Annotated in this window: 23 protein-coding genes and 1 tRNA gene; 4 read left to right on the top strand and 20 right to left on the bottom strand. The window is 60.8% G+C overall.

Annotated elements, in window-relative coordinates; translation table 11 throughout:
* Positions 1 to 52 precede the first annotated feature (52 nt).
* The 3 genes from FHT29_RS12045 to FHT29_RS12035 form a co-directional block, all read right to left on the bottom strand.
* Positions 53 to 137, bottom strand: a tRNA-Leu gene (locus FHT29_RS12045).
* Between the two features lie 144 nt (positions 138 to 281).
* Positions 282 to 899 carry a GDYXXLXY domain-containing protein gene (locus FHT29_RS12040; RefSeq protein WP_047557803.1) on the bottom strand — a complete coding sequence of 206 codons (618 nt, stop codon included), beginning with the start codon at positions 897 to 899 and terminating at the stop codon, positions 282 to 284.
* Positions 896 to 2,035 carry a DUF2157 domain-containing protein gene (locus FHT29_RS12035; protein WP_047557806.1) on the bottom strand — a complete coding sequence of 380 codons (1,140 nt, stop codon included), beginning with the start codon at positions 2,033 to 2,035 and terminating at the stop codon, positions 896 to 898. Before FHT29_RS12035 ends, FHT29_RS12040 begins: the two co-directional genes overlap by 4 nt.
* Positions 2,036 to 2,926: 891 nt before the next feature.
* Here FHT29_RS12035 and FHT29_RS12030 point away from each other — a divergent pair.
* The 3 genes from FHT29_RS12030 to trmFO all read left to right on the top strand — a co-directional run bounded on the left by FHT29_RS12030 (position 2,927) and on the right by trmFO (position 5,085).
* On the top strand, positions 2,927 to 3,073 hold the full coding sequence (locus FHT29_RS12030) for a DUF1127 domain-containing protein (protein ID WP_080739469.1): 147 nt from the start codon (positions 2,927 to 2,929) through the stop codon (positions 3,071 to 3,073).
* A 301-nt stretch (positions 3,074 to 3,374) separates the two neighbouring features.
* A complete protein-coding gene (locus FHT29_RS35055) occupies positions 3,375 to 3,518 on the top strand; it encodes a DUF1127 domain-containing protein (protein ID WP_080739470.1) in 144 nt (47 codons plus the stop codon).
* 130 nt (positions 3,519 to 3,648) lie between these two features.
* Positions 3,649 to 5,085, top strand: a complete 1,437-nt coding sequence (trmFO, locus tag FHT29_RS12020) for a methylenetetrahydrofolate--tRNA-(uracil(54)-C(5))-methyltransferase (FADH(2)-oxidizing) TrmFO (protein WP_047557812.1) — start codon at positions 3,649 to 3,651, stop codon at positions 5,083 to 5,085.
* Between the two features lie 6 nt (positions 5,086 to 5,091).
* On the opposite strand, the gene FHT29_RS12015 is transcribed toward trmFO, so the two are convergent.
* The 5 genes from FHT29_RS12015 to yajC all read right to left on the bottom strand — a co-directional run bounded on the left by FHT29_RS12015 (position 5,092) and on the right by yajC (position 9,948).
* Complete coding sequence (locus tag FHT29_RS12015; protein WP_047557815.1) at positions 5,092 to 5,553, bottom strand: hypothetical protein; 462 nt, start codon at positions 5,551 to 5,553, stop codon at positions 5,092 to 5,094.
* A gap of 77 nt (positions 5,554 to 5,630) precedes the next feature.
* Positions 5,631 to 6,491 carry a phytoene/squalene synthase family protein gene (locus tag FHT29_RS12010; RefSeq protein WP_037201808.1) on the bottom strand — a complete coding sequence of 287 codons (861 nt, stop codon included), beginning with the start codon at positions 6,489 to 6,491 and terminating at the stop codon, positions 5,631 to 5,633.
* 16 nt (positions 6,492 to 6,507) lie between these two features.
* Positions 6,508 to 6,894 (bottom strand): Mth938-like domain-containing protein, encoded by a 387-nt coding sequence (locus tag FHT29_RS12005; protein ID WP_037201806.1) that lies wholly within the window; start codon positions 6,892 to 6,894, stop codon positions 6,508 to 6,510.
* Between the two features lie 4 nt (positions 6,895 to 6,898).
* Entirely contained in the window at positions 6,899 to 9,442 is a 2,544-nt protein-coding gene (secDF, locus tag FHT29_RS12000) for a protein translocase subunit SecDF (RefSeq protein ID WP_168599705.1), read from the bottom strand.
* Positions 9,443 to 9,600: 158 nt separating this feature from the next.
* A complete protein-coding gene (yajC, locus tag FHT29_RS11995) occupies positions 9,601 to 9,948 on the bottom strand; it encodes a preprotein translocase subunit YajC (RefSeq protein WP_037201801.1) in 348 nt (115 codons plus the stop codon).
* Between the two features lie 207 nt (positions 9,949 to 10,155).
* Here yajC and FHT29_RS11990 point away from each other — a divergent pair, with 207 nt between their 5' ends.
* Entirely contained in the window at positions 10,156 to 11,028 is an 873-nt protein-coding gene (locus FHT29_RS11990; RefSeq protein WP_168599704.1) for an ATP-binding protein, read from the top strand.
* Positions 11,029 to 11,106: 78 nt separating this feature from the next.
* Here the strand turns inward: FHT29_RS11990 and FHT29_RS11985 are convergent, their stop codons facing one another.
* The 12 genes from FHT29_RS11985 to argS form a co-directional block, all read right to left on the bottom strand.
* Positions 11,107 to 12,795, bottom strand: a complete 1,689-nt coding sequence (locus FHT29_RS11985; protein ID WP_168599703.1) for a LysM peptidoglycan-binding domain-containing M23 family metallopeptidase — start codon at positions 12,793 to 12,795, stop codon at positions 11,107 to 11,109.
* A 171-nt stretch (positions 12,796 to 12,966) separates the two neighbouring features.
* Positions 12,967 to 13,620 (bottom strand): protein-L-isoaspartate(D-aspartate) O-methyltransferase, encoded by a 654-nt coding sequence (locus tag FHT29_RS11980; RefSeq protein ID WP_168599702.1) that lies wholly within the window; start codon positions 13,618 to 13,620, stop codon positions 12,967 to 12,969.
* A 4-nt stretch (positions 13,621 to 13,624) separates the two neighbouring features.
* Entirely contained in the window at positions 13,625 to 14,389 is a 765-nt protein-coding gene (surE, locus tag FHT29_RS11975; RefSeq protein WP_047557828.1) for a 5'/3'-nucleotidase SurE, read from the bottom strand.
* Positions 14,390 to 14,405: 16 nt separating this feature from the next.
* Positions 14,406 to 15,689 (bottom strand): serine--tRNA ligase, encoded by a 1,284-nt coding sequence (serS, locus tag FHT29_RS11970; RefSeq protein WP_037201790.1) that lies wholly within the window; start codon positions 15,687 to 15,689, stop codon positions 14,406 to 14,408.
* Positions 15,690 to 15,789: 100 nt separating this feature from the next.
* Complete coding sequence (gene tatC, locus FHT29_RS11965; RefSeq protein ID WP_037201788.1) at positions 15,790 to 16,617, bottom strand: twin-arginine translocase subunit TatC; 828 nt, start codon at positions 16,615 to 16,617, stop codon at positions 15,790 to 15,792.
* The gene (tatB, locus tag FHT29_RS11960) at positions 16,614 to 17,282 is read right to left on the bottom strand and encodes a Sec-independent protein translocase protein TatB (RefSeq protein ID WP_047557830.1); all 669 of its coding nucleotides are present in this window, start codon (positions 17,280 to 17,282) and stop codon (positions 16,614 to 16,616) included. The genes tatC and tatB overlap by 4 nt, the downstream gene beginning before the upstream one ends.
* Before the next feature lie 54 nt (positions 17,283 to 17,336).
* The gene (locus tag FHT29_RS11955) at positions 17,337 to 17,555 is read right to left on the bottom strand and encodes a twin-arginine translocase TatA/TatE family subunit (RefSeq protein ID WP_037202803.1); all 219 of its coding nucleotides are present in this window, start codon (positions 17,553 to 17,555) and stop codon (positions 17,337 to 17,339) included.
* A 245-nt stretch (positions 17,556 to 17,800) separates the two neighbouring features.
* Positions 17,801 to 18,493 (bottom strand): SMC-Scp complex subunit ScpB, encoded by a 693-nt coding sequence (scpB, locus tag FHT29_RS11950; protein WP_037201783.1) that lies wholly within the window; start codon positions 18,491 to 18,493, stop codon positions 17,801 to 17,803.
* A gap of 44 nt (positions 18,494 to 18,537) precedes the next feature.
* Complete coding sequence (locus FHT29_RS11945; RefSeq protein WP_047557831.1) at positions 18,538 to 19,383, bottom strand: ScpA family protein; 846 nt, start codon at positions 19,381 to 19,383, stop codon at positions 18,538 to 18,540.
* Positions 19,384 to 19,406: 23 nt separating this feature from the next.
* Entirely contained in the window at positions 19,407 to 20,420 is a 1,014-nt protein-coding gene (gene nagZ, locus FHT29_RS11940; protein ID WP_047557918.1) for a beta-N-acetylhexosaminidase, read from the bottom strand.
* A gap of 129 nt (positions 20,421 to 20,549) precedes the next feature.
* Positions 20,550 to 23,315 (bottom strand): SPOR domain-containing protein, encoded by a 2,766-nt coding sequence (locus tag FHT29_RS11935; protein WP_047557833.1) that lies wholly within the window; start codon positions 23,313 to 23,315, stop codon positions 20,550 to 20,552.
* A 61-nt stretch (positions 23,316 to 23,376) separates the two neighbouring features.
* Positions 23,377 to 25,137, bottom strand: a complete 1,761-nt coding sequence (gene argS / locus FHT29_RS11930) for an arginine--tRNA ligase (protein ID WP_037201778.1) — start codon at positions 25,135 to 25,137, stop codon at positions 23,377 to 23,379.
* Positions 25,138 to 25,188 lie beyond the last annotated feature (51 nt).

Here is a 25,188-nt window from a genome sequence, read left to right as displayed (position 1 = left end):
GGCATATCGGAAGACGGACCTGTTCAGCCTCCCCCTGTCCACAAGACAGTCCTGGTGCGGGTAGAGAGACTTGAACTCCCACGCCTTGCGGCACCAGAACCTAAATCTGGCGTGTCTACCAATTTCACCATACCCGCGTTCCCAAAACCGCACGGCGATGCCTGCCCATGGGGCCTTCCGGAGCGCGGCGTCTCTATATCACCCGTTTCAAACCACGCAAAGGAAAAATGACGGTTCCACGACCATGCGCAAGCTTATCCGGCTTCCACAGATAAACTTCATCAATAAAGCGGCTCTTCGTAGACGGATTTGCCGTCGAGAAGCAGGCTTCTGATATGGGCGGCGCCATCGGAAGAGACGCGGGCCGCGATCGCGACGCGACTGTCGTTGCGCGCATTCTCGATGTCGTGCCCCTGGCCTTCCGGCACGTAATAGCGCTCGATGCCGTATGTAACTGCGATCGTCGCCTGAGATGTGTCGGCCAAATCGCCATAGGACACATAATCGAAGGGCAGGCTTTTCAGCACGACCGTATCAGGCTTGGCGTCCAGCGTTGCGAAAGACGATTCGACAATGCCCCAATAGCCGTCATCCTGCTTCTTCAGGCGGACGGACAGGACCTGATTATTCAGGCTTTCCTTCGGCGGCCCACCGACTAGCGCCGAGACGGGAACCCGCGAAATATCGTAGTTCAAAGTGACGTAGTCGCCACGCAGAAGATCGCGCGGATCGACCGGCGCCGTCTTCAGGATAACCTCGACGCCGCTTCGCAGTCCCCAGGCCCGCTCGCCGACCATATAGCCCAGAACGGCCGTCTGCAGGGCTGCAACGATGATAGCGGCGATCCACAAGCGACGAGGATTACTTATAGCAGCGCTCTTGTCAGCCAGATAAGTCATGCCCGCGTCCCCTGCCCGCCATGATCGGAAAATCGTCGTTCCAGCCGGATGACCAGCCAGGCGGCGAATGCCGCCAGCAAGCCGGCAACTAGAAAGAAGCCCGCCGTACCGATGATCGAGCCGATCGTCTCGCTGGCGAGATAGAGAATCTCGCAGGCGAAGACGAAATAGGCGAGATAGCGCACCGCGCCATTATCCCGGCCGCCAAGGGCGATCGCGATCACTGAGCTCGCCAGCGTCGCGGCAGCCACAATGATGAGCGGAAGCTTGTCTTCCACCCAGACATTATTGTCGAAGGATCCGTTGCTGATTTCTGCATGGATCAGAAAGAAGCCGATCGCGGCGACAAGAAAGGCATAGAAGGCGGGCGCTGCCCCTGCCGTTCGCACGAGAGGCATGAGCGGCGAGGCCGGGATGCTGACGACAAGAAAGGCCGCCATTCCGAGGGCAGCGAAAAGGATTGCCGCACTCAGGCTCTCATGCAGGCCAAAAAGCCAGGTCAACCACCCAACAAGCACAAGATAGGCGAAGTGCCGCGCGCTCGGCGCATCAACATACCTGACGAGCGCAATCAGAACTGCGGCCATCAGAGGCGGCACCCATGGCATGACGCCATGCCACTGATCGAAATTGTCCCATAGATAGACGCCGCAAAAAGCCCAGGCGAGGAAGCCGGCAAGCGCGACCTGCGCGCTGGATCGAAACAACGCCGCCACGATGCAGGCCGCGGCGAACCAGACGATCATCATCGTCAGTTCATCGCCGGACATATTGTACATCTGGCCGACGAGCGCCATGGCGCCGCCGAAACTCAGCGTACCGAGGATCAGCAACCCCGAGGCCAGTATCGAACGCTTCAGGGCCAACAGATAGGCGGCGCCGAGATAGAAGCCCCATATCATTGCCACGAGCGCCGCGAGACGTACGATCCTCGGAATCGCTTCCCAATTCGCAGAAACGAAAAGCAGTATGGCCAAGCCAAGAAGCACGGCTGCTATGATGGTCAGCACCCGCCCCGCGCTGAAACTCGTCTGACGGCCGTCATATTCGCGCAGCACAGCCTCTGCCGCCGCCGTATCGACAAGACCTTTGTCGACCCAGATCTTCAGATCCCGCTCCAGCCTGCCTCTGTACATCCCTGCCCCCTGCGACTCCCGTATAATGAAGAGTTAGCACAAATCGGCATGCAATCGATGCCGGCCCGCACGCATTTGCGATTGGCACTCTCCACTCGAATATGTCCCTCGTTAATACAGCATTAAGCGATCCTTTAGTATTATGTGGCGCGGTATCTTGATACCCATGAGAGGCATGCGTCGAATACATACCTCCCATGAAATTATTGCGCTGCACAAAATCGAAAAATCATACTATTTGTAAAACAACAAACACGGCGATGGCGCGCCGGGCCGATGCAAATCGGAACAGCCTGAGGGTTTAGATCCTGACACGGAATTCGGAGCCGCACACTCCTCCTCCCAGTGCGCTCCGATAGATTGACGACACTCCTCCTCCCAGTCGTCAATCATCACAAATGACGCCCACCGCACCTCCTCCCGCGGTGGGCGTTATTTTTTCTTCCCGATTCAACCGTTTAGCTACCGCTAAAGCGGCGTTCGTGGCCCTTGAGGAGCTACCAGCCACCGAATAGCTGCGCGCCGGAAACACGGCAATCGCCGGCATGAAGATCGCTTTTCGCCATCCCGCAAGGTCCCTCCTGACCACCTCCAAACGCGCAGGGCTGGCGGAAACGTGGCCGAACGCAGGCAGCCGGAGGAATTCCTCTCGGAAACCTCGGCCTTATTCGAAATCCGACCTGCCAGCCATTCTCCACTTTGCCGCGATATGCACATAAAGCAGCCATACCCCCAGGTAAATCGCCTGCAAGACTTGCGCAAACCGCATAGGTGGCATGAAGCATTCGCTCTTTTAGTTCTTGCGGTGCAGCATATATTGGGAAGCATCAGATCAAGGACGGAACCGATTGCGGAGCCGCGAGATCTTCAAATCCTCGAAAGGGACTTAAAATGAACCTGACCCGCTCTTTCAACAACTGGCGCAAGTATCGTCAGACCGTTACCGAACTCGGCCGCATGAGCTCGCGTGAACTGCACGACCTCGGCATCGACCGCGCAGACATTCATCGCGTTGCTCGCGAAGCCACCGGCCGCTAATCGCCGGATAGGCTTCGCCCAACAGCGAGAGCCTTCTCAACGCCCGTTGCGGACCACCGCGACGGGCGTTCTTTTTGTGCCCGCTTCGCAACGCAGCATCGGTCCGCCCTCCTGAAGCTATTCGCCCTGTGCACAGCATATAAAATTTAGGCATTGATGGCTTTTTGGGCGTCACACTGCACAAATGCATGGCAGACGCCTTTAATTTGCACTGCACAAAGCACGTCCTCGCGCCTATATAGAGTGCAAGCGCTGAGGCGGTAATCGTACCGCTCGCAACAAAGACACTGAGGACAAGATCATGAACCCGCTTCGTATTGCCAAGAACTGGATTAGCTACCGCCGCACTCTGAACGAACTCGGCAACCTTTCCAGCCAGACCCTGTCGGACATCGGCGTCAGCCGCTACGAGATCCGCGACATCGCTTCCCGCTCCTTCCGTTAATCGATACGGACCGAGTAGACTGCTTCAAGACGGCGCCTTCGGCGCCGTTTTTGATTCCCGCACTGTTTTTGATCTCGGCATTTGCGCAAAGCAATTGGATCGCCGCCCGCCCCGTGGTAATGACGCGCGCATGACACAGACCAATTCCCACTCCCCTATCCACGTTATCGGCGGCGGCCTGGCCGGCTCGGAAGCCGCATGGCAGATCGCCAATGCCGGCGTGCCCGTCATCCTGCACGAGATGCGTGGCGTGCGCGGCACCGAAGCGCACAAGACCGATGATTTGGCCGAACTCGTCTGTTCCAACTCCTTCCGCTCCGACGACGCGACCAGCAATGCTGTCGGTGTCATCCATGCGGAAATGCGCCTGGCCGGTTCGTTGATCATGGCCTGCGCCGACAAGCATCAGGTTCCGGCCGGCGGCGCGCTGGCGGTGGACCGCGACGGATTTTCGGCAGCAGTCACACAGGCAGTCCAAAGCCATCCCTTGATCACGGTCGTTCGCGAGGAAATCCAAGGCTTGCCGCCGAAGGAATGGGATCAGGCGATCATCGCCACCGGCCCGCTGACAGCGCCGGGGCTTGCCAGTGCCATCCAGGCCGAGACGGGCGCGGATGCTCTCGCCTTTTTCGACGCCATCGCCCCGATCGTCTATCGCGACAGCATCGATATGGATATCTGCTGGTATCAGTCGCGCTACGACAAGGTGGGACCGGGCGGCACGGGCAAGGATTACATCAACTGCCCGATGGACCAAGCCCAATATAATGCCTTCCTCGATGCACTGATCGCCGGCGACGCCGTCGGCTTCAAGGAGTGGGAAGGCACCCCCTATTTCGACGGCTGCCTGCCGATCGAGGTCATGGCTGAACGCGGGCGTGAGACGCTGCGTCACGGGCCGATGAAGCCGATGGGCCTGACCAACGCCCATAACCCAACCGTCAAAGCCTACGCGGTGGTGCAGCTGCGCCAGGACAATGCGCTCGGCACGCTCTACAATATGGTCGGCTTTCAGACGAAGCTGAAATACGGCGCACAGGCGGAGATCTTCCGCCTGATTCCGGGCCTGGAGAATGCCGAATTTGCAAGGCTCGGCGGCCTGCACCGCAATACCTATATCAATTCTCCGACCCTGCTCGACCGCTCACTGACGCTGAAGTCGCGGCCGGGCCTGCGCTTCGCCGGCCAGATTACCGGCTGCGAAGGCTATGTCGAAAGCGCCAGCATCGGATTGCTCGCCGGCCGTTTCGCCGCCGCGGAACGCAAGGGGGAAGCACCGTCCCTGCCACCGGCTACGACGGCTCTCGGCTCGCTGCTCAGCCACATCACGGGCGGGCACATCGTATCCGACGAAGAGCCGGGCAAGCGGTCGTTCCAGCCGATGAACATCAATTTCGGGCTCTTCCCGGAACTGGAGCCAGGTTCGATCGTCAAGCCGGAGGGCATCAAGCGCTTTCGCGGCAAGGACAAGACCATCATGAAGCGCCAGCTCATCGCCAAACGCGCGCTTGCCGATTGCGCGGAATGGCTGGGCGTGCAGACGCAGATGCTCGCCGAAAGTGCCTGAGATGTCTCAGGCCTTCGCCGGCGGCATCAAATGTATTGGTTTAGCGTCGTCGTTGACAACATAGTTGCCAAGTAGCCACAGAGAGACTTCCGCCGCTTCCGCTGGCGTTGCGAACTCGAATGTCCCGTTATGATGGGGAGCATCGAGGAAATCGACCGTCAGTCCGCGGCCGGTGCCCGAATCCTTGGCGTGCGCGCGACCGGGCTCGATCAGGTGGACGCTGAAATGATTGTGCAGGCTGCGCATGAAGCCGGCCTTATCGTCATGCAGGCGGACGAACACCGCCTGACCATTCGCTGTGATCTGCAATTGTCGGATGGCTTCGGTCGGAAAGGCACGACCGAATTCGAGGATGGCAAGGCCGGTGTCGTGCAGGCCGTCTTCCTTGTTCTGCGATGCCATGCGCGTGGCGAAGAAGGCGAAAAAGACGACGATCGCAAACAGTATGCACCAGACGACAATACCCACGGCAACTCCCCCTGATATGCAAATCAAGTGCTCGACCATCTCCATACACGCCGAGACTTGCGCGAGCTTGACGTATTTTAGATTTGCTTTGTGATTGATGCCAGCGCCATGCGCATCTGCCGGCGCCATTGCGGCAGCAGCAGGGAGCGATCAAACAGGCCGGATCCGAGCCTCTGCGCCTTCTTCAAGACCGGCTCCGCGAGGGTTGCCGGCAGAAAGGCCGGAAACACCGCCGGCGGTATGGCGCCCGCCGCCCTCGCCTTGGCCAGATGCTCGCGGCCAAGGCCGGCAAATGCTTCGATCGCGGCCGAAATACGCGCCTTGTCCTCGCCTGCGAGGAAGGTGCTGCGATCAAGGCCCGTCGCGGTCAGGATTTCGAGCGGCAGGTAAAGCTGACCGCGATGGCGATGCAGCGGCATCAGCAACAGCAGGCCGGCAATCGCCTGCGCGACGCCCGCATGACCGGCCGCATCAGCCGAACGTCTAGCCTCCTCCGGCGACAGAACCAGGCTTGCAAGCTGAATGAGGGCCGAGGCGGTCTCGCCGGCATAGCCTTCCAAAGTGACGCGCGTCTCCATCGGATCGTCATAGAGGTCGAAGATGCGCGCATCGATCATGTCGATCAGCGTCTGACGCGGTAGCCGGTGCTGCTCGATCGCAATCAAAAGCTCTGAGGCGATCGGATTGGCCTCGCTCGATCCGTGAGCCTGCCCTTCGAGAAGATCGCGCCAATACTGCATGCGCACTTCGCCGGGCAGCGGCTCGTGCACGAGATCGCGCACGCGTGCCAGCTCGGCATTGAAGGCATAGAGCGCGGCAAGTGCTGGACGTTTCTCCTCCGGTGCCAACAGGCAGGCAAGGTAGCGATCGCGATCGGTATCGCGAAGCGTCGCGAGGCAGATATCCCGATTGCCACGGGGCGCAGCTGATGTCGTCATGCTCACGATCCGGAGGTCAAACGGCGATCAGCGCCGCGGCCACCGCACGCGACTCGGACAGCATGATATTGAAAGTGCGGACCGCCGCCCCGGTGCTCATCGGGTCGGAAGAAATCTGTCTGGCGCGCAGGGCTGCCTTCAGATCAGCCGGCAACGGCCGCAATTCCATGCCGGTGCCTACAAGCAGGACTTCGATCTGTGCTGCCTCGTCGAGCACCTTCTGGAAACGGTCCGGCGTCAGCGCGTCCCCCAGCATCATGTCCCAGCCATAGATGCCCGAAGGCAGGCAGAGCAGCGAGCCGCGATGCGACATGTCGGCAAAGCGGAAACCGCCGTTGCCGTAAGCGTCGATCGGCGCGCGCCCCGGAAAATGCGCGCTACGGATTTCTATACCTTTTGCCAATGTATCACACCGCTGGTTTGCCTGACTGGATGTCGCCGGCCGCAGGCCCATTGCTTTGGCTGCCGGTCTGGAACTTGTCCGGACGCAGCTTGAACAGGATCAGCACGGGCGCCGCAATATAAATCGACGAGAAAGTTCCGACTGCGACGCCGAAAAGCAGCACGAAGGTGAAGGCACGGATCACCTCCCCGCCGAATATATAAAGGGCCAGCAGCGCCACAAGCGTCGTCGCCGATGTCAGAATGGTCCGCGATAATGTCTGATTGATGGAGGCATCGATCAGGATCGGCAAAGGCATTTGCGGATAGCGCCTGAGATTCTCGCGCATGCGGTCATAGACGACCACGGTATCGTTCAATGAATAGCCGACAATGGTCAGAATGGCGGCGATCCCCGTCATGTTGAATTCCATGCCGGTGAGGACGAATAGGCCGAGCGTCAGGATGACGTCATGCAAGGTCGCGATAATCGCGCCGACTGCAAACTGCCACTCGAAGCGCAGCCATATATAGACGAGAATGGCAATCAGCGCCGCCAGTACGGCAAGCGAAGCGGTCGTCGTGATCTCCCCGGATACGGCGGGGCCGACCACCTCGACGCGAGAGAAATCGTAATCCTTGCTCAACTCCTCGCGCACGAGGGTCACGGCCGATTGCTCGGCATTCTCGCCGCCTTCCTGGGCATGCACGCGGATCAGCGCGCTCAGCCGATCGTCGAGCCGTTCGACCCGCACGTCGCCTGGAATCGCGTCCTGCAGGCGCGATTGAATATTCGCCAGATCCGCGACACCCTGCTTGGCGCGAACCTCGATGATCGAGCCGCCGGCAAAATCGACGCCGAGATGCATGCCGACCGTCGCAAAGGCGAGAAGCGTGACCACCGACAAAGCCGCCGATACCGTGAACGTGTAGCGGCGAATGCCCATGAAACGGATATTGGCATTATCGAAAATGCCGCTTCGCACGCCGACCAGCAAGGTGCGCGGCTTGCGGCGCGATATCCACATGGTGATGAGCGAACGCGTCACGAAGCAGGAGGTGAAGAAGGTGGTGAAAACGCCGACAATCAGGGTCGCGGCAAAGCCGCGTACGGCGCCGCTGCTCGCATAGAAAAGAATGGCCGCGACGATGAGCACGGTCAGGTTGGCGTCGGCCACGGTGGCGGCAGCCCTGTTGAAGCCATGGCGCAGCGCATCGACGAGAAGATGCGTATTCTTTTCCTCCTCACGAACCCGCTCATAGATCAGCACCACCGCATCCAATCCAATACCAATGGTGAGCACGATGGCGGCAACGCCCGGCAATGTCAGCGTGATGCCGAACAATCCCATGATCGCCACCACCATGATGATGTTGATGACAAGCGCGATCGTCGCCACGATACCGAGGATACGATAGAAGCCGATCATGAGCACGGCGACGAAAATTGCCGCCGCGATGCAGGCCAGGACGCTGTAGCGCGTCATCTCACCGCCGAGGCCGGGCTGGATGGTCCGCTCCTCGACCGGCGTCATTGTTGCCGGCAGTGGCCCGCTCTTGAGCATGACCGCCAGGTCCCGCGCGCCCTGAGCGGTGAAATCCCCGGGGATGTCGATTTCCCCGGTGGCGATCACCGTCTTCAAGGTGGCAGCGGAGATGACCTGATCGTCGAACACGACGACGACAATCTTGCCGAGATTACTTGCGGTCAATTGCGCGAAGCGGCTGGTCGCCTCCTGCGTCAGCTTGACCGAGATCTTACCGTCATTGTTCTGGCCGTTGACGGCGGCCAAGGCGTCGGCGAAGTCGACATTGGAGAGCAAAGGCTGCCTTTGCACGAGATAGCCAACCGGCGGATCGTCTTCGGAAAACAGCACGTCCGACCCGGCGGGCGGGCGACCATTCATGGCGTCCTGAACCGACATCGATTGATCGATAAGACGGAAACTAAGCTTGGCAGGCTGGCTCAGAAGGTTCTTCAACCGTTGCGGATCGGCAAGATCAGGCACCTGCACGAGAATACGATCGGCGCCCTGTCTGCGGATCAGGGGTTCGCCCACGCCGAGCTGCGCGATACGGCTGCGAATGATCCTGAGCGCCCGCGCTACCGCGGAAGACACATGATTATTGATATCGGCATCGGTGATATTAAGCGTCATCGCGCCGTTGTCGCCCTGGGAAAGCGCAACAGCCGGCTTGTCCGAACCCGAGGTGAGCGGCTTCAATGCATTGACCGCAGGCTGAACCTGCGCTGGATCGTTGATGCGGAGCTCGATCTTGCGGCCGGTTCCGGCGAGGCCGGAATAAGCGATGTTCATCGTGCGGAGCCGGGTGGCAATGTCTCCGACGATCGTTTCCAGGCGGTCCTTTTCGACATCGTCCCGCTCGATTTTCAGCAGGAGATGGGAACCGCCGCGAAGATCGAGCCCGAGCTCGATCTTTCTATGCGCCAGCCAGGCCGGAAGAGAGGAAAGCGCACGCTCACCGAGCAGGTTCGGCGCGGCAAGAAGAACGCTCGCGAGGACGGCGAACCAGATCAGGGTGGTCTTCCACCAGGAGACGTGCAGCATCGCTCTCTCGAGTTTGGGCTTCCCTACTGCGCCCCGCTTTCCATAGGGATTGCGAAGGGCGCAGTAACACCTTGAATTTGTGCACAGTCCTTCAAGAAAGTCGATCCCGATTTTCGAGGACGCGCACCAGCCAGCCGAGCTGCCTGCACACGAGAAGCTTACGCCGCGTCGGCCTTGACGGGCTCACCCTTGACGCGAACTTCCGAAATGGCGCTGCGGACGACGCGGATGCGCACGCCTTCGGCAATCTCGACTTCGAGTTCCTTGTCGTCGATGACCTTGGTGACCTTGCCGACAATGCCGCTGGTGACGATCTGATCGCCGCGGCGAATGTTCTTCAGGATTTCGTCGCGCTTCTTTGCCTGCGCACGCTGCGGACGAATGAGGAGGAAATACCAAACGACCATCAGCGGCACAAACAGGATGATCATTTCAAAGCCGGAACCGCCGAAGGCGCCCGCGACCGAATCTGTCGCGCTTTGCGCATATGCGTTGGTGATAAACATCAAAAACTCCCTTGAACTCCTTGCGGGGACGGTGCCCGCGTCAGGTGGCCGGAATATAGTTAGGCGCATGGCGATTGCAACAAAAACAGCCATGAACCGTACCGTTTTCCCGGCCTCTTAGCCTTTCAGCCCCGGAAGGAGCATGATACGCGGCAATACAGCGCGCGCATTTTACGACTTTCTTGAACAATATTCAGGAGGAAAACGGTGAGTGAAGACCAAAACGCCCTGATCCTTGCGGAAGTCCGCCGCCTTGCCGACGCGCTCGAACGTCTGGCCGGGCCGGCTCCGGCAATCAACGACTGGAATGCGGCCGACTGTTTCGTCTGGACCCCTGCCCGGCTCCATCTGCAACCCGTTGCGCGGCCGAACCGCGTGGCGCTTAGCCTCATTCGCGGCGTCGATCACGTGCGCGATATTCTTCACGAGAACACATTGCGCTTCGCGGACGGCTTTGCCGCCAACAACGTCCTGCTCTGGGGCGCGCGCGGCATGGGCAAGTCCTCTCTCGTCAAGGCGGTGCACGAGGATGTGCGCCGCGCCACCGGCATCTCGCTGAAACTGATCGAAGTGCACCGCGAGGATATTTCCTCGCTGCCGGTGCTGCTCGACATTCTGAAGGCGACGCCGCATCGCATCATCCTCTTCTGCGACGACCTGTCCTTCGATCACGACGATACCGCATACAAGTCGCTGAAGGCCGCACTTGACGGCGGTGTCGAAGGACGGCCCGACAACGTGCTGTTCTACGCCACATCCAACCGCCGACATCTGCTGCCGCGTCACATGATGGAGAATGAGCAGTCGACGGCGATCAATCCGTCCGAAGCCGTGGAGGAAAAGGTTTCGCTTTCCGATCGCTTCGGTCTCTGGCTCGGCTTCCACAAGTGCAGCCAGGAAGATTATCTGCAGATGATCGACGCCTATGCCGATCACTTCAAGCTCAAGCTGGATCGCACCCAGATGCACCACGAGGCTTTGGAGTGGGCGACGACGCGCGGTGCGCGGTCCGGCCGCGTCGCCTGGCAATATATCCAGGATCTGGCTGGACGATTGCGCATCGTGCTGGAGCGGGACTGATCCGAGACATTAAGGCCCCCAAACGACAAAAAGCCCGGTGATAGCCGGGCTTTTTGCAGACTCCTTGAGACGCACTACCTATTCAAGGAACGTCATTGGGTTGACCGGAGCCGAATTCTTGCGGACTTCGAAGTGCATTTGCGGCTGGGTGACGTTGCCGCTCATGCCCGACGTTGCGAGCGTCTGGCCGCGCTGAACCTTCTGCCCGCGCGTAACGCTGAGTGCGTCGGCGTGGCCATAGACAGTCACCGTGCCATCGTCGTGACGGATCAGAACCGTGTTGCCGAGCTCCTTCAGGCCATTGCCTGCATAGATGACGACGCCGTTCTCTGCCGCCTTGATCGGCGTTCCCTCAGGAACGGAGATATCGATACCGTCGTTACGGCTGCCGTTGACGTTGGCGCCGTAGCCGGCAATGACCGCGCCGCGAACCGGCCAGCGATACTTGCCGATGCCGGTTGCTTCCGGCGCGTCGGCCTGTGCATCGGACTTGGCGGCGTCGTTGACGGCCTGGCTCGGAGAAGCGGAGGCGACCACCTGCGGCTTGGCGGCAGCGGCATCGGGTGCCGTATCCGCGTGGGCGACGGCCTTCGGCGCCTGCTTTGCCACCGGCTCCGCTGCCGCCTGCTTCGGCTCTGCAACCGGCTTGGCGGAAACCTTCTGCGGCTCGATCGAAGCGGTCTTGACGGGGTCGGCCGCAAGCGCTCCATGCGGCAGCGTCAAAGTCTGGCCGATGCGAACGCCATCGCCGGCCTGCATGCCATTTGCCCGCTTGAGCTCGGCGACGGTTACGCCGCTTTCCTTGGCAATCCTGGCCAGAGAATCACCTGGCTTGACAACATAGGTGCCCTTCGGCGTCGGTCCCTTGCCGTTGCCGGCAGCGAGCTTGTTGGGATCGGCAAGGCCTGCCTGAGACTTGCCGCGCATCTGGCCGTTGGACGGCAGCGCAAGGACTTCCTGTTGCGGCGCTTTGGCCGGGCCCGGCATTTTGCCGCCCTTGGAAAGATCGGTCGCCTCCGATGCCATCTTGGCCGGGCTGGCAGCGCCTGCACCGTTCATGGTCGGTATAATGATCTGCTGGCCGGGCTGAGCGCCGGCGCCGTTGCGCAAGCCATTGGCGCGCAGGATTTCCTTCTCCGGAACACCATAACGGCGGGACAGCAGCGCGATATTCTCGCCCGGATGCAACGTCACGCTCGGAGCATTGACGGTGGTCCAACCCGAGGACGACTGAGGGGCCGAAGCGGTCTTGATCGTGCCTGTCGACAATGTGTCCGGAGCAAGAGCCGGCCTGGCGCGCGAGCCATCATTCCTGCGCGACGACGGGAACGGCTGGGCGAGCGCTTCGTTTTCTGCTCTGGGTGCCGCATGCGGGCGAGTCATGTCGGCAGACGCACCGGGAGGCGCCAGATCGGAACGCTGGATCGCGACGGGCGCCGTGGACACACGAGCACTGGAATAGGATGGGTTATAGCGAGCCGGCGAATTCGGGTAGGGTTGCGTTGCCGGTGCGCTCGACTGCGAATAATCCTGCTGGCCATAGCCGCCGGCCTGCGCGACATCGGCTCGCGGCACCGGATCGCCATTCGGACCATTCAGGCTGCGACGGTTGATGGAACCCGTCGTCACATTATCCGTGTTCTTGGAGAAGAGCCCGCTGAAGCGGGTCGTGTCTGAACTACAAGCCGTTGCAGTGCTCGCCAGGAGGATGGCCACCAGGACTTTCCCTGCCGATTTACCGAAGTTTGAAGAAAGACTGAAACCCATGACTCAACCCACTTAAGACGCAACCGATTATGGGTCGATTAAAGCGCGTTAATCTTACCATGCGGTTAAAGCACTGGTGCGGCACGTGTTTTTTTGAGGAATTGCTAACCATAGAAAATAAAACAGCGGGCCGGCGGCCCGCTCTCCATCCTCATCAATCAAAATTGGGCCTCAAAGGTAGGAGGCGAGCATCGGCACGATGGGCTGATAGGGAACGTCGAAGAGTTCTTCGCGCTCAAAGCGGCTGCCGGTCTTGGTCAGGCGTACCAGGCGGCAGAGACCATCGGACACGATCAGCGGCGCGATCATGGATCCGCCCGACACCAGCTGCTCGGCATAGAAGCGCGGCATGGCCGAGAACGCGGCGGTCACCAGGATGCGGTCGAAGGTGCCCTCGCCCTGCAGCCCGGCGCTGCCGTCGGCCTGCCGAATGATGACGTTGCGGAGCCCGAGCGCATCCATGCGCTGCTGCGCCGCCGTCGTCAGCGTCTTGTAACGATCGACCGTGAGGACCCGCTCCACAATCCGCCCCATGACGGCGGCGGTGAAGCCGCTGCCAGTTCCGATCTCGAGAACGCGGTGGCCCGGCTTGATCTTGAGGCCGTGAAGAATCCGGACGACAAGATCCATGCCTTCCATGAAGGCCCCGCATTCGATCGGGATCGTCCGGCTGGAATAGGCATCATCGACAAATTGCGGCGGCACGAAAGGCAGGCGCGGCGTCTGCTCGACCGCCGTCATCAGATCGATATCCAATATGCCCTCTGCCCGCAGCCGCAGAACAACGGCTGCAAAGCCTTCCTTCTCGACCAAACGAGGTGTCAATCCGCTACTCCATACCGAGCGCCCGCGCCACGCGGTCCTGCGCCGAATAATCCGTCAAATCGAGTTTCAAAGGAGTTACCGAAATACGATTTTGTTTCAACGCCTGAATATCGGTACCCGGACGGAACACGCCGCTGCGTTCGCCGAATCTCAGCCAATAATATGGGAAGCCGCGGCCATCCGCACGCTCCTCCACTTGTATGTTGAAGGCGAGATTGCCCTGCGCCGTCACTTCCGTCCCTGCGACCTCGTCGGGGCGGCAATTCGGGAAATTCAGGTTCAGGAAAGTACCGTCGGGCAAATCGATATCGATGAGCTTGCCAAGCAAGGCCGGAGCATGCGCCTCGGCTACTTCCCAAGGCACGACGCGCCCGCCGTTCTGATGGACATAGGCTTGGCTGAGGGCGAAAGAACGCACACCCTGCAGCGTCCCCTCGATCGCCCCGGCGATCGTTCCGGAATAGGTGACGTCGTCTGCGACATTCGAGCCGGAATTGACGCCCGAAAGCACCAGATCCGGCTTGATGTCCAGCACCTGCCGGATGCCCATGATAATGCAATCCGTCGGCGTTCCTCGCAGCGCATAGTGCTTGTCGGAGACCTTGCGCATCCGCAAGGGCTCGGAAAGGCTCAGCGAATGAGCAAGGCCACTCTGATCGGTCTCGGGTGCGACGATCCAGACATCGTCCGACAGGGTACGGGCGATACGCTCCAACACAGCCAAGCCTTCGGCGTGAATACCGTCATCGTTGGTCAGAAGTATGCGCATCGCCCCACCGCCTGATTTATGCTGCTTTCTCGATCCTTGTCACACCACCCATATATGGCAGCAGTGCGTCCGGTACAGTGACAGAGCCATCGGCGTTCAGATAATTCTCAAGGACGGCGATCAGGCAGCGGCCGACGGCGGTGCCGGAGCCGTTCAGCGTGTGAACGAACTTCGTGCCCTTGTCATCCTTGCCACGGTAGCGTGCATTCATGCGCCGGGCCTGGAAATCGCCGCAGACCGAGCATGACGAGATCTCGCGATAGGTATCCTGTCCCGGCAGCCAGACTTCCAGGTCGTAGGTCTTGCGCGCGCCGAAGCCCATATCGCCCGTCGATAGGGTCATGACGCGATAATGCAGGCCGAGGCGTTTCAGCACTTCTTCGGCGCAAGCCGTCATGCGTTCGTGCTCGGCAATCGAGCTTTCGGCATCGGTGATCGACACCAGCTCGCACTTCCAGAACTGGTGCTGACGCAGCATGCCGCGCGTATCGCGGCCGGCGGAACCGGCTTCCGAACGGAAGGACGGCGTCAGCGCCGTGAAGCGCAGCGGCAGCTTTTCCTGATCCAGAATCTCGCCGGAGACCAGATTGGTGAGCGTCACTTCGGCAGTCGGGATCAACCAACGGCCGTCCGTGGTCCTGAACAGGTCCTCGGCGAATTTCGGCAATTGGCCGGTGCCGAACATGGCCTCGTCGCGCACCATCAGCGGCGAGCTGACTTCGGTGTAGCCGTGCTCGCTCGTATGGAGATCGAGCATGAACTGGCCAAGCGCACGCTCGAGGCGCGCAAGCTGCGACGTCAACACGGTGAAGCGCGAACCAGAAAGCTTGGTCGCGCGCTCGAAATCCATATAGCCGAGCTCTTCGCCGATCTCGAAATGCTCCTTCGGCTTGTGGTTCCAGGTCGGCCTGGCGCCCCAGGAATGCTTGACGACATTGTCATGCTCGTCCTTGCCGACAGGCACATCCTCAAGCGGGATATTGGGAATGCGCGACAGGGCGTCGTTGAGCTCGGCCGTCAGCGTGCGCTCCTCCTCCTCCGCAGCCGGAAGCGAAGTCTTGATGTCGGCGACCTCGGCCTTCAGCTTCTCGGCAAGTTCGGCGTTCTTCTGCGCCATCGCCGCGCCGATCTCCTTCGAGGCGGCGTTGCGGCGGGACTGCATATCCTGGACTGATTGAATGACGGAGCGGCGCTTCTCGTCGAGCGCAATAAGGCCTTGCGACAGAGGCTCCGCGCCGCGCTTGGCAAGCGCTGCATCCAGAGCCTCGGCATTCTCACGAATCCATTTGATATCAAGCATCGTCGTTCCAGATCGTTACACATGACTGCGGCTCCGACCGAGATATCGGTCGGAGATCGATCCAGCAAACCCTCAGGGAAGAACGCTCCTCGCCCGTCGCTCAGACATTATCCGTCTTGGTGACATCGGACGTCTCGTCATTCTCCTCAAGCGTCTGCCGTGCACGCTGGCGTTCCACGAGTCGCGCCGCGTAGATGGAAATCTCGTAGAGAAGGATCGTCGGCACTGCAAGGCCGATCTGGGACATCGGATCCGGCGGCGTCAGCACGGCGGCTATGATGAACGCGAAGACGATCGCGAACTTGCGCTTTTGCGCCAACCACTCCGATGTCAACAGTCCGACGCGGGCCAGCAGCGTGGTGATGACAGGCAACTGGAAGACAAGGCCGAAGGAGAAGACCAGCGTCATGATCAGGCTCAGATATTCCGAGACCTTCGGCAGCAGCGCAATGCCGATCTGACCGTCGGCTGGCGCCTGCTGCATCTTCAGGAAGAACCACATGACCATGGGGCAGAAGAAGAAATAGACGAGCGCCGCACCCATCAGGAATAGAACGGGCGACGCGATCAGGAACGGAAGGAAGGCAGAGCGCTCGTTCTTGTAAAGGCCGGGCGCCACGAACTTGTAGATCTGCGCGGCGATGATCGGGAAAGCGATGACCAGCGCGCCGAACATGGCGACCTTCACCTGGGTGAAGAAGAATTCCTGCGGCGCCGTATAGATCAGCTCGGCCTTGCTAAGATCGAGCCCGGCCCAGACGACAGCCCATTTATAGGGGTAGACCAGATAGTTGAAGAGGTGTTTCGCCACGGCGAAGCAGCCGATGAAGGCAATGAAGAACGCCACCAGCGACCAGATCAGCCGCGAACGCAGTTCCATGAGGTGTTCGATAAGCGGCTGCGGCTTATCGTCGATATCACCTGTCATGCCTGGTCCTTCTTCTCCGGCGTTGTCTTGCTGGCTGTAGCGCGCTTCCTGGGGGCAGTGGCGGGCGTTTCCTCAGCAGCAGCGGCTACCGCCACCTTGCGTGGCGCACGTTTCGGCTTTTCCGCAACGACGGAGGTCTGCACGGCGGCGGCAGCGACATCATCCGCTTTGGCCCGCGGTTTGCGCGCAGCCTTCGGCTTGGCGGTTGTTTCGCTTGCAGCGGCAACCGATTGTGGAGGGGGAGCAACCACGGGCGCCGGCTCGTTCGACGCTGGGATCGTCGAAAGCGCTTCCGGCAATCCAGCCGCGACACCGGGCACCGGTTCGTCCGTAACAGACGTTGCGGTCGCGGGTTTGTCCATCGTCGTCGAACGCTGCAGATCGGCTTTTATCTCGTTGCCCATCTGCCGCAACGGGTTCATGGCTTCCCGCAACGAATTGACGGGATTGAGCTTCTGGGCATCCGAGATCGTCTGGCGCACATCGTCCAACTCTGCCTCGCGCATCGCCTCATCGAACTGTGCACGGAAGTCTCCCGCCACTTTTCGGGCGCGCGCGGTCATCTTGCCGATTGTCCGCAATGTTGCCGGCAGCTCCTTCGGGCCAATGACCACAAGTGCCACGATGGCAATAATCACGAGCTCCGACCAGCCTATATCGAACATGCAAAGGCTCCTGGGCCAACGGCAAGCCTTTCAGCCCGCGCCCGCCCGACTTGATTACTTCGTTTCGTCAGCCTTGTGCTCGACCGTGCGGGACGTCGTCGTCGCCGCCGGGGTCGGCTGCGCCGAAGTATCCTCGTCGTCGTTCATGCCTTTTTTGAAGCTCTTGATACCCTTGGCGACGTCACCCATCAGCTCCGGGATCTTTCCACGGCCGAACAACAACAGCGCGATGGCCAGGACGATGAGCCAGTGCCATATGCTTAGAGAACCCATTGCGATAACTCCCAATTTTTGCGTCTTCTCGATGTAAGACGTTTGCGGATGTTTTTCAAACACCAAAATGTACTGCATCCACGCATATCGATATGCCGAACGCCGTTGCGGCGACCGAACGTCTCCAACCCGAGAGAATGATTTTCATATTCGCACCGGCTAATGGCAAAAGAGAGACGCGCCATCAGTTTCGAAAAAAAGCCGGCCTTGCCGCGATCGCCCGTTGAAATGCCATTGCTTCTGGCTCAATCGCCGGAGTTTGCGCCGCTCGGCGGCAGAAGACCGAGCTCTTCCAGGTCCATCTGCGTGATGGGATCCTCGTCTTCGGTGAGCTCGTCGCTCATCAATGGCGACGGGATATTGAAATTGGCGGGGATGCGTCCGGACAACAAGCCCGCTCCCTTCAGCTCTTCGAGACCCGGCAAATCGCGCAGCTCTTCCAGGCCGAAGTGATCGAGGAAGTCGCGCGTCGTGCCCAGAGTCACCGGTCGGCCCGGCGTACGGCGACGGCCGCGGAAACGAACCCAGCCGGCTTCCATCAGGACATCGAGCGTGCCCCTGGAGGTCTGCACGCCCCTGATATCCTCGATTTCGGCGCGCGTCACCGGCTGGTGATAGGCGATGATGGCCAGTACTTCGAGGGCGGCGCGGGACAGTTTCCGCACTTCGTTCTCATCGCGCCGGATCATGAAAGAGAGATCGGCTGCCGTCCGGAAGGCCCAGGCTCCTTCAATCTGAATGAGATTGACGCCACGCATGGCATAATCGGACTTGAGCTTCTGCATCAGGGCGGGAACATCGACGCCAGGCGCGACACGCTCGGCAATGAACGCCTCGGAAACCGGCTGAGCCGAAGCGAAGACCAGCGCTTCAGCAACGCGCTCGGCGTCGCCCAGACGGCGCTCATCGACCTCGGGCGCCGCTGTCTCGTATTCCATCCGCGGCTGGTCTTCGTCAGGATCGGTCACGCTCGCTCCCTGCCCTATTCCGCGGCTTCAAGTGACGCGTGCTTCGGCCCGCGCCGCATGTAGAGCGGCTGAAATGCGCCCTCCTGCCGGATTTCCAGCTGCCCTTCGCGCACCAGCTCGAGCGAAGCCGCAAAGGCGCTGGCGATGGCCGTCGCACGCTCGCTGGCGCTCGTCATGTAACCTACCAGATAATGTTCCAACGCGGTCCAATCGGTGATTTCACCAATCATCCGGTCCAGGATCACGCGGGCATCCGCCAGAGACCAGACGCGGCGCTTCTCGATCGTCACCTGGGTGACAGCCTGTCGCTGGCGTAGTCCGGCATAGGCACTCAGAAGATCGTAAAGACTGGCATCAAAGGCCGATTGGCGCCGATCCGGGATGTGCTCCGGCGCTCCGCGGGCAAATATATCGCGACCGAGGCGATTGCGATTGACGAGATCCGTCGCCGCATCGCGCATCGCTTCAAGGCGCTTCAGGCGGAAGGCGAGCGTCGCCGCCATCTCCTCACCCGTCGGCCCGTCTTCCTTGCTCTGTTGCGGAATGAGCAACTTGGATTTGAGATAGGCAAGCCACGCGGCCATGACCAGATAGTCGGCCGCAAGCTCTATGCGAATGCGCCGGGCGCTGTCGATGAACAGAAGATATTGCTCGGCAAGCGCCAGCACGGAGATGCGCGACAGATCGACCTTCTGGGTGCGGGCCAGATGCAGCAGCAGATCCAGCGGTCCTTCAAAGCCGGCGATATCGATGACGAGGGCCGGATCATGCGAGCCGCGTTGCGCGTCGCTTTCCTGCCACAGCTTGTCCATCGGCATTGCCGCCTGCTGAAACTTCTCCGTGCCGCTCACCTTGTTCACCCGTCAGATCCTCGGAGTTCGGTCTAGGCCACTGCAAACATAGCGTCGAATTCGGCGCGAATCGACGTCTCGTCGGCGCCATCATCATGACCGAAAGCAGCTTCCACCGCCTTGGTCCGCACCAGCGCCGCGCCGGTCAATGGCGGAACGTTGCGCACGACCTGCTGCATCTCGTCCATAACGCCATTGCAATGCAGCACGATATCGCATCCGCCCGCAACAATATTTGCAGCGCGCTCGCCGATCGTACCCTTCAGCGCATTCATCGAGGTATCGTCCGACAACAACAGGCCCTCAAAGCCGATATGGCCACGGATGATCTCCTCGATTACCTTGCGCGACGTCGTCGCTGGGTTCGTCGGATCGATATCGGTGAAGACGACATGGCACGTCATCGCCATCAATTCGTCCTTGAGTGCGACGAAAGGCATGAAATCATGCGCCTCGAGCTCAGCGCGCGGAACAGAGACGACGGGCAATTCGTGATGCGAATCGGCAAAGCCACGGCCATGGCCGGGCATGTGCTTCATCACGGGCAGGACGCCGCCGGCCTTGAGGCCTTCGGCAGCCGCACGCCCCATCTCCATCACCGTTACCGGATCGCCGCCATAGGCGCGATTGCCGATGACATTGCTGGAACCCTCGACCGGGACATCAAGCACGGGCAGACAATCGACATTAATACCGAACTTCAAAAGATCGAAGGCATGCAGCCTGGACATCAGCCAGGCTGCCCGCAGGCCGCGCTCACGATCCTGACGATAGATATCGCCCAAGGCCTGGCCGGAAGGATAATGCGGCAGGATCGGCGGGCGGATGCGCTGCACCCTGCCCCCCTCCTGGTCGATGAAAACCGGCGCGTCACGCCCGACACTGTCACGCAGGGACGCAACCAGATCGGCGATCTGGGCCGGCTCGGAGATATTGCGTCCAAACAGGATGAAGCCCCATGGCTGTTCTCCCTGATAGAAGGAGCGCTCTTCGGGCGTGATGGCATGGCCGCTGCAGCCAAGGATCATGGATTTCGATTCGGTCATGCTCGAATCATAGAGACTGACGCCGCGAAACGCGAGCGGCGTCAAGCCGGCATTCACAAAAACCGAACGGCGCAAACGAAAACGGCGGGATGAACCCGCCGCTTTGCCGAAAGACTGAAGCCAGATCCCTTATTTCGAAATCAGGCAGGTGCCACCAGCGGTGCGGTAGCGCTCGCAGATGGCCGCGGCCTCGTCCTTGGAACCGGCGACGACGCGGACGCGATAGTAGGTGCCCTTGCCGGCGATATCGGCCTTGCGGATTTCCAGCGGATGGTTGCCGATGACACTGGCGAACTTCACCTTCAGGTTCGCCTGCGACTTCTGCGCATCGGCCTCGGACGGCAGGGAAGCAATCTGCACACCATAACCACCAGCGCCGACGGTCGCGGCAGCCGGAGCGGCCTGGCGAGTTGGCGCCGGGCTTGCCGAAGCGACCTGCTGCGACTGCGGCTGAGGCTTGGGCTGCGTCTGCCGAGGCGCAACGGCGGCGGGCGCAGTTGCGGCAGCAGCGGTAGCGGTTGCCTTGGCCGGCTCCGGACGAGCGGTCGGAAGCGGGGTCGTCTTGACGACACGGATCGGCGTGCTTTCGGCGCTGGCAGCGTCGCCATCGGCGGCGGCCGGCGGCGTATTGGCGGAGGTCGGCGGCGTATTCGTGGTGGCCGGACGAAGATCGGCCGATGCAACCTGGTTGTTTGCTGCCGGCTTTGCCGCAGCTGTTGTCGTGGTGTCGACGGCAGGCTCGTCACGAGCAACCAGAGAACCGTCAGGCTTGACGATCATCGTCCGGACCTTGCGCGGCGATACCGCCGGCACCTGACCGTCATCATTGGCCGCGACATTCGCGTTGCCGCCGTCCTGATTTGGAAGCAGGCGCGGATCTTGGGTTTCACCGACGGGGGTCGACGTCACCTGATCGCCACTATCGTCATCCGGAGATACGGATTCCGGAATGAGGGTCTTCTGCACCACATCGACCGGCTGCTCGTTGGAGGAGACCAGCTCCTTCTGCTTCGGCGCCGCGGTGCCGTCGCCGGCGACGCGGTCATAAACGGCCTTGTCCTGATTGGGGACAACGGTGCCGCCTGGATTTTCCGGAGCCACCTTCACCGGATTGGCATCGGCGGTAATCACGCGCGGCTCGCCGGAGAAGTTGGAGATCGGCGATCCGTGACGGACCCAGCCGTAGACGCCGTAAGCGCCAAGACCGAGAACGGAGATGACGGCCGCGGCTGTCGCCAGGTTGCGCACCGGACGCGCCGGACGACGGTTGGCCGCCGCCGGGTTCAGCGTCATCCGGGCAACATTCTCGACCGGAGTGGCGGCTTCGCGATAGCTGCGGCGGAAATCCTCCTCCAGCGCACGCTCGAATTCATCGAATTCCTCGATCGGCTGTTTGGCAACGGCCGCAGCGGGCTGGGCCGCCGTGCTCTTCGACCAAGATGCTGCGGCGGCAGCGCCGCCGAACGCGGCACCAGCGGCCGGCTTGAACGGCTCCGATGCTGCTTCCTTGGCCGGCGTGCCCAGGAGGCTCGCCATCTCGGAATCGATGTCGAAATCATATTCCGGCGGAACGACGACCGGCTCTTCCGGCTCGATCGCCGGCAGATGCGGAACATGCGATCCCTCGAAGTTTTCGACGCGCTCTTCCGTATCGGAAATCTCGGTCGGATCGAAGGGCAGCATTTGATCGGCGTCGAACGCCGGAGCAGCCATGCTTGCGGCGGGCACGACGGGGATTGGTGCGGCCTGTACCGGCTGCGGCGCAGCCGCGGCGGCTAAAGGAGCGACAGGCGCAACCGGCGTGGCGCGTGAGACGATGGGCTCAATTGCCGGCGCAGCCGGAACCGGTTGTCTTGCAGGAGCGGATTTATCGGCCTCGGCAAAATCGAGACCGGCAAGTTCCATTTCGATATCCGCGAGATCGAACTCGAAATCCTGACCGGCAAACGGATCCTCGATATCAAAGGTGATCGGCTGCGGCGCCTCAGGCTGCGGCGCAGTCGCGGCAACCGCCGGCGCAGCGGCGTGTTCTGTGAACGAAGAACCGAAATCGCCGAAGCTGGGTTCCGCCTTCGCTACCGGATCATTGCTTCTCGGCGGAACGGGATAGCGATCCACGTCGGCCAATAGAGCATCGATCTCCGCCGAAAGGGCGGCCGCGTCAACGGTCCGCACCTTGGGCGATGCAGGCACATCGACCGCCGGGGTCGGCTGATCAGCGACAACGGGCTGCGGCTTGTAAGTTTGATACGCAGCAGCAGTTTTGGCTGGCTCGAAATCGAATGCCGTGTCGACCTGGCTTGTTTCGGGCAGCACAGGAGCGACCGGAGGAGCCACCGGGGCGGGCTGCTCGCGCGGCACGGATGGGGATGCAAGCGTAAAGTTCGCAAGCGGCAACCGCACGGTCGCGGCAGCGGACTGCGGCGTCGGCTTGACGACCGGAGGCGCCGGCGGCGGATCGAGCCGTGGCGGAGGTGAGGCCATGACCGCCTGCAAAGCCGGCGCGATCGACATTTCCAGCTCGTCGATCAGATCGCGCGCACCCATTGTAGGCTTGACCGGGGCCACAGGCTGCGGCGGCTCCTCGAACTTGGGTTCGGCTCGCACCGGTTCGGCAGGAGGCGAAACCGGAGCCTGATTGGAAAGCACCGGCTGCTCCGGCGGAACAGAAATGTCATTTGCCGGACTCATACGAGGCGTATCGTAACGCTCGAATTCGCGAAGAAGCTCGTCCTCGAGATTGAAGGCGGGCTCCTGCCGCTGAGCCGCGGGAGCTGCCTGAGCAGCAGGGCGCGGCTCAAAACCTACGATACGCGCGAGTTCTGCGAGCGGATCATCATCCGCAAAGAACTCGTCGTTTCCGCTTGCGCGATACGCCAACTGTTTTTCTGCCATCACCGTTCCACTCGAAAACGCTACAGTTAAATGCCAGCGCAATGTGGGTAAATGGTGACGTTTATCGCATTTCGTCCGGTGCTGCGGTCCCGGTTATACCAAGACCTGACTTCAAAACCGACGCGACAGCGTACACCAGCCCAAGTCTGGCAATGCTCAATTCTCGGTTCTTATCGTTAACAAATCGTAATTCAGGTAAATCTTTACCTTTATTCCAGTGTCCATGGAAGGAACTTGCTAGATCGTAAAGGTAAAAGGCGATGCGATGAGGCTCCTGCGACTGTGCCGCAGCTTCAACGATTCGCGGGAATTCCGCAATCTTGGCGACCAGCTGTAGTTCCGCCGGATCGGAGATCACGCCGGCGACCGCCTTGGCCAGGTCGAGCGATGCAATATCAAGGTCGGGGAAGGCTTCCTTGGCCTGCCGGAAGATCGACATGCAGCGAGCATGCGCATACTGCACGTAGAAGACCGGATTGTCCTTGGACTGTTCCGTGACCTTTGCAAAGTCGAAGTCCAAGGGCTCGGAATTCTTCCGATAGAGCATCATGAACCGCACCGAATCGCGGCCGACTTCGTCGACGACTTCGCGCAGCGTGACGAAATCGCCCGACCGCTTCGACATCTTCACGGGCTCGCCATCGCGGAACAGCTTGACCAGCTGGCATAGAAGCACCGTCAGCTTCGCCTTTCCCTCCGATACCCCACGCGCCACGGCTTCGAGCCGCTTGACGTAGCCGCCATGGTCGGCGCCGAGAATATAGATCATCTCGTTGAAGCCGCGATCGAACTTATTCTTGAAGTAGGCGACGTCGGCGGCAAAATAGGTATAGGAACCGTCCGACTTGATCAGCGGACGATCGATATCATCGCCCACTTCCGTCGAGCGGAAGAGCGTCTGCTCGCGATCTTCCCAATCTTCAGGCAATTGTCCCTTCGGCGGCGGCAATGCGCCCTTGTAGACATAGCCCTTGAAGGTCAGGTCGTTGATCGCCGTGCGAATCAGGGCCGCGCCATTGGCGTGCAGCGTGCGCTCGGAGAAGAAGACGTCATGGTGAACGTTCAAGGCTTCGAGATCCTGGCGGATCATCGCCATCATCGCGTCGATGGCCCGATCCTTGACGATGGGAAGCCATTGATCTTCCGGCATGCCACGCAGCTTCGTGCCGAATTCCTTGGCGAGCGCTTCGCCGACCGGAACCAAATAGTCGCCGGGATAAAGGCCGGCCGGGATTTCGCCGACCGGCTCGCCGAGCGCCTCGCGATACCGAATGAACACGGACCGAGCCAGCACGTCGATCTGCGAGCCAGCATCATTGATGTAATATTCCTTGGTGACCTCGTAGCCGGCAAAACCGAGCAGGTTCGCCAGCGCGTCGCCAACCACGGCACCACGGCAATGGCCGACATGCATCGGGCCCGTCGGGTTGGCGGAGACGTACTCGACGTTGACCTTTTGGCCCAAGCCGAGGGTCGAGCGACCGAACCGCTCTCCCTCGGAGATCATGGTCGACAAGAGACGCTGCCAGTAGCCGACCGAGAGGCGGATATTGATGAAGCCAGGACCGGCGACCGAAACCTCGGCGACGTCTGCGTCTTCCTTCAGCTTGGCGACGATAATCTCGGCGAGCGCGCGCGGATTGGTGCCGAGCGCCTTGGACAGCACCATCGCCGCATTGGTGGCGACATCGCCATGGCTGGCATCTCGCGGCGGCTCAACGCCGATACGCCCGAAGTCGAGTTCAGATCGCTTTTCTCTTACAATATCAATTTGCTCGAGAGCGTTCTTAATTCTTGCTTCGAAGTCGGTGAAAAGGTTCATGATATGGTCCACGCATAGCTTGGGCGGGCCGCTGTCGGCCCAACGCCGCCG

Origin of the sequence: Rhizobium sp. SG741, assembly GCF_012275435.1 — a bacterium.
Lineage (GTDB): Bacteria > Pseudomonadota > Alphaproteobacteria > Rhizobiales > Rhizobiaceae > Rhizobium > Rhizobium lusitanum.
The sequence above is the reverse complement of the archived record's forward strand: the minus strand, read 5'-3'. Positions and strand labels throughout refer to the sequence as shown.

Coding starts and splice junctions, on each gene's coding strand:
- FHT29_RS12040 (WP_047557803.1), bottom strand. CDS start 899: ATGACTTATCTGGCTGACAAGAGCGCTGCTATAAGTAATCCTCGTCGC.
- FHT29_RS12035 (WP_047557806.1), bottom strand. CDS start 2,035: ATGTACAGAGGCAGGCTGGAGCGGGATCTGAAGATCTGGGTCGACAAA.
- FHT29_RS12030 (WP_080739469.1), top strand. CDS start 2,927: ATGAACCTGACCCGCTCTTTCAACAACTGGCGCAAGTATCGTCAGACC.
- FHT29_RS35055 (WP_080739470.1), top strand. CDS start 3,375: ATGAACCCGCTTCGTATTGCCAAGAACTGGATTAGCTACCGCCGCACT.
- trmFO (WP_047557812.1), top strand. CDS start 3,649: ATGACACAGACCAATTCCCACTCCCCTATCCACGTTATCGGCGGCGGC.
- FHT29_RS12010 (WP_037201808.1), bottom strand. CDS start 6,491: ATGACGACATCAGCTGCGCCCCGTGGCAATCGGGATATCTGCCTCGCG.
- secDF (WP_168599705.1), bottom strand. CDS start 9,442: ATGCTGCACGTCTCCTGGTGGAAGACCACCCTGATCTGGTTCGCCGTC.
- yajC (WP_037201801.1), bottom strand. CDS start 9,948: ATGTTTATCACCAACGCATATGCGCAAAGCGCGACAGATTCGGTCGCG.
- FHT29_RS11985 (WP_168599703.1), bottom strand. CDS start 12,795: ATGGGTTTCAGTCTTTCTTCAAACTTCGGTAAATCGGCAGGGAAAGTC.
- surE (WP_047557828.1), bottom strand. CDS start 14,389: ATGCGCATACTTCTGACCAACGATGACGGTATTCACGCCGAAGGCTTG.
- serS (WP_037201790.1), bottom strand. CDS start 15,689: ATGCTTGATATCAAATGGATTCGTGAGAATGCCGAGGCTCTGGATGCA.
- tatC (WP_037201788.1), bottom strand. CDS start 16,617: ATGACAGGTGATATCGACGATAAGCCGCAGCCGCTTATCGAACACCTC.
- tatB (WP_047557830.1), bottom strand. CDS start 17,282: ATGTTCGATATAGGCTGGTCGGAGCTCGTGATTATTGCCATCGTGGCA.
- FHT29_RS11955 (WP_037202803.1), bottom strand. CDS start 17,555: ATGGGTTCTCTAAGCATATGGCACTGGCTCATCGTCCTGGCCATCGCG.
- scpB (WP_037201783.1), bottom strand. CDS start 18,493: ATGGAATACGAGACAGCGGCGCCCGAGGTCGATGAGCGCCGTCTGGGC.
- nagZ (WP_047557918.1), bottom strand. CDS start 20,420: ATGACCGAATCGAAATCCATGATCCTTGGCTGCAGCGGCCATGCCATC.
- FHT29_RS11935 (WP_047557833.1), bottom strand. CDS start 23,315: ATGGCAGAAAAACAGTTGGCGTATCGCGCAAGCGGAAACGACGAGTTC.
- argS (WP_037201778.1), bottom strand. CDS start 25,137: ATGAACCTTTTCACCGACTTCGAAGCAAGAATTAAGAACGCTCTCGAG.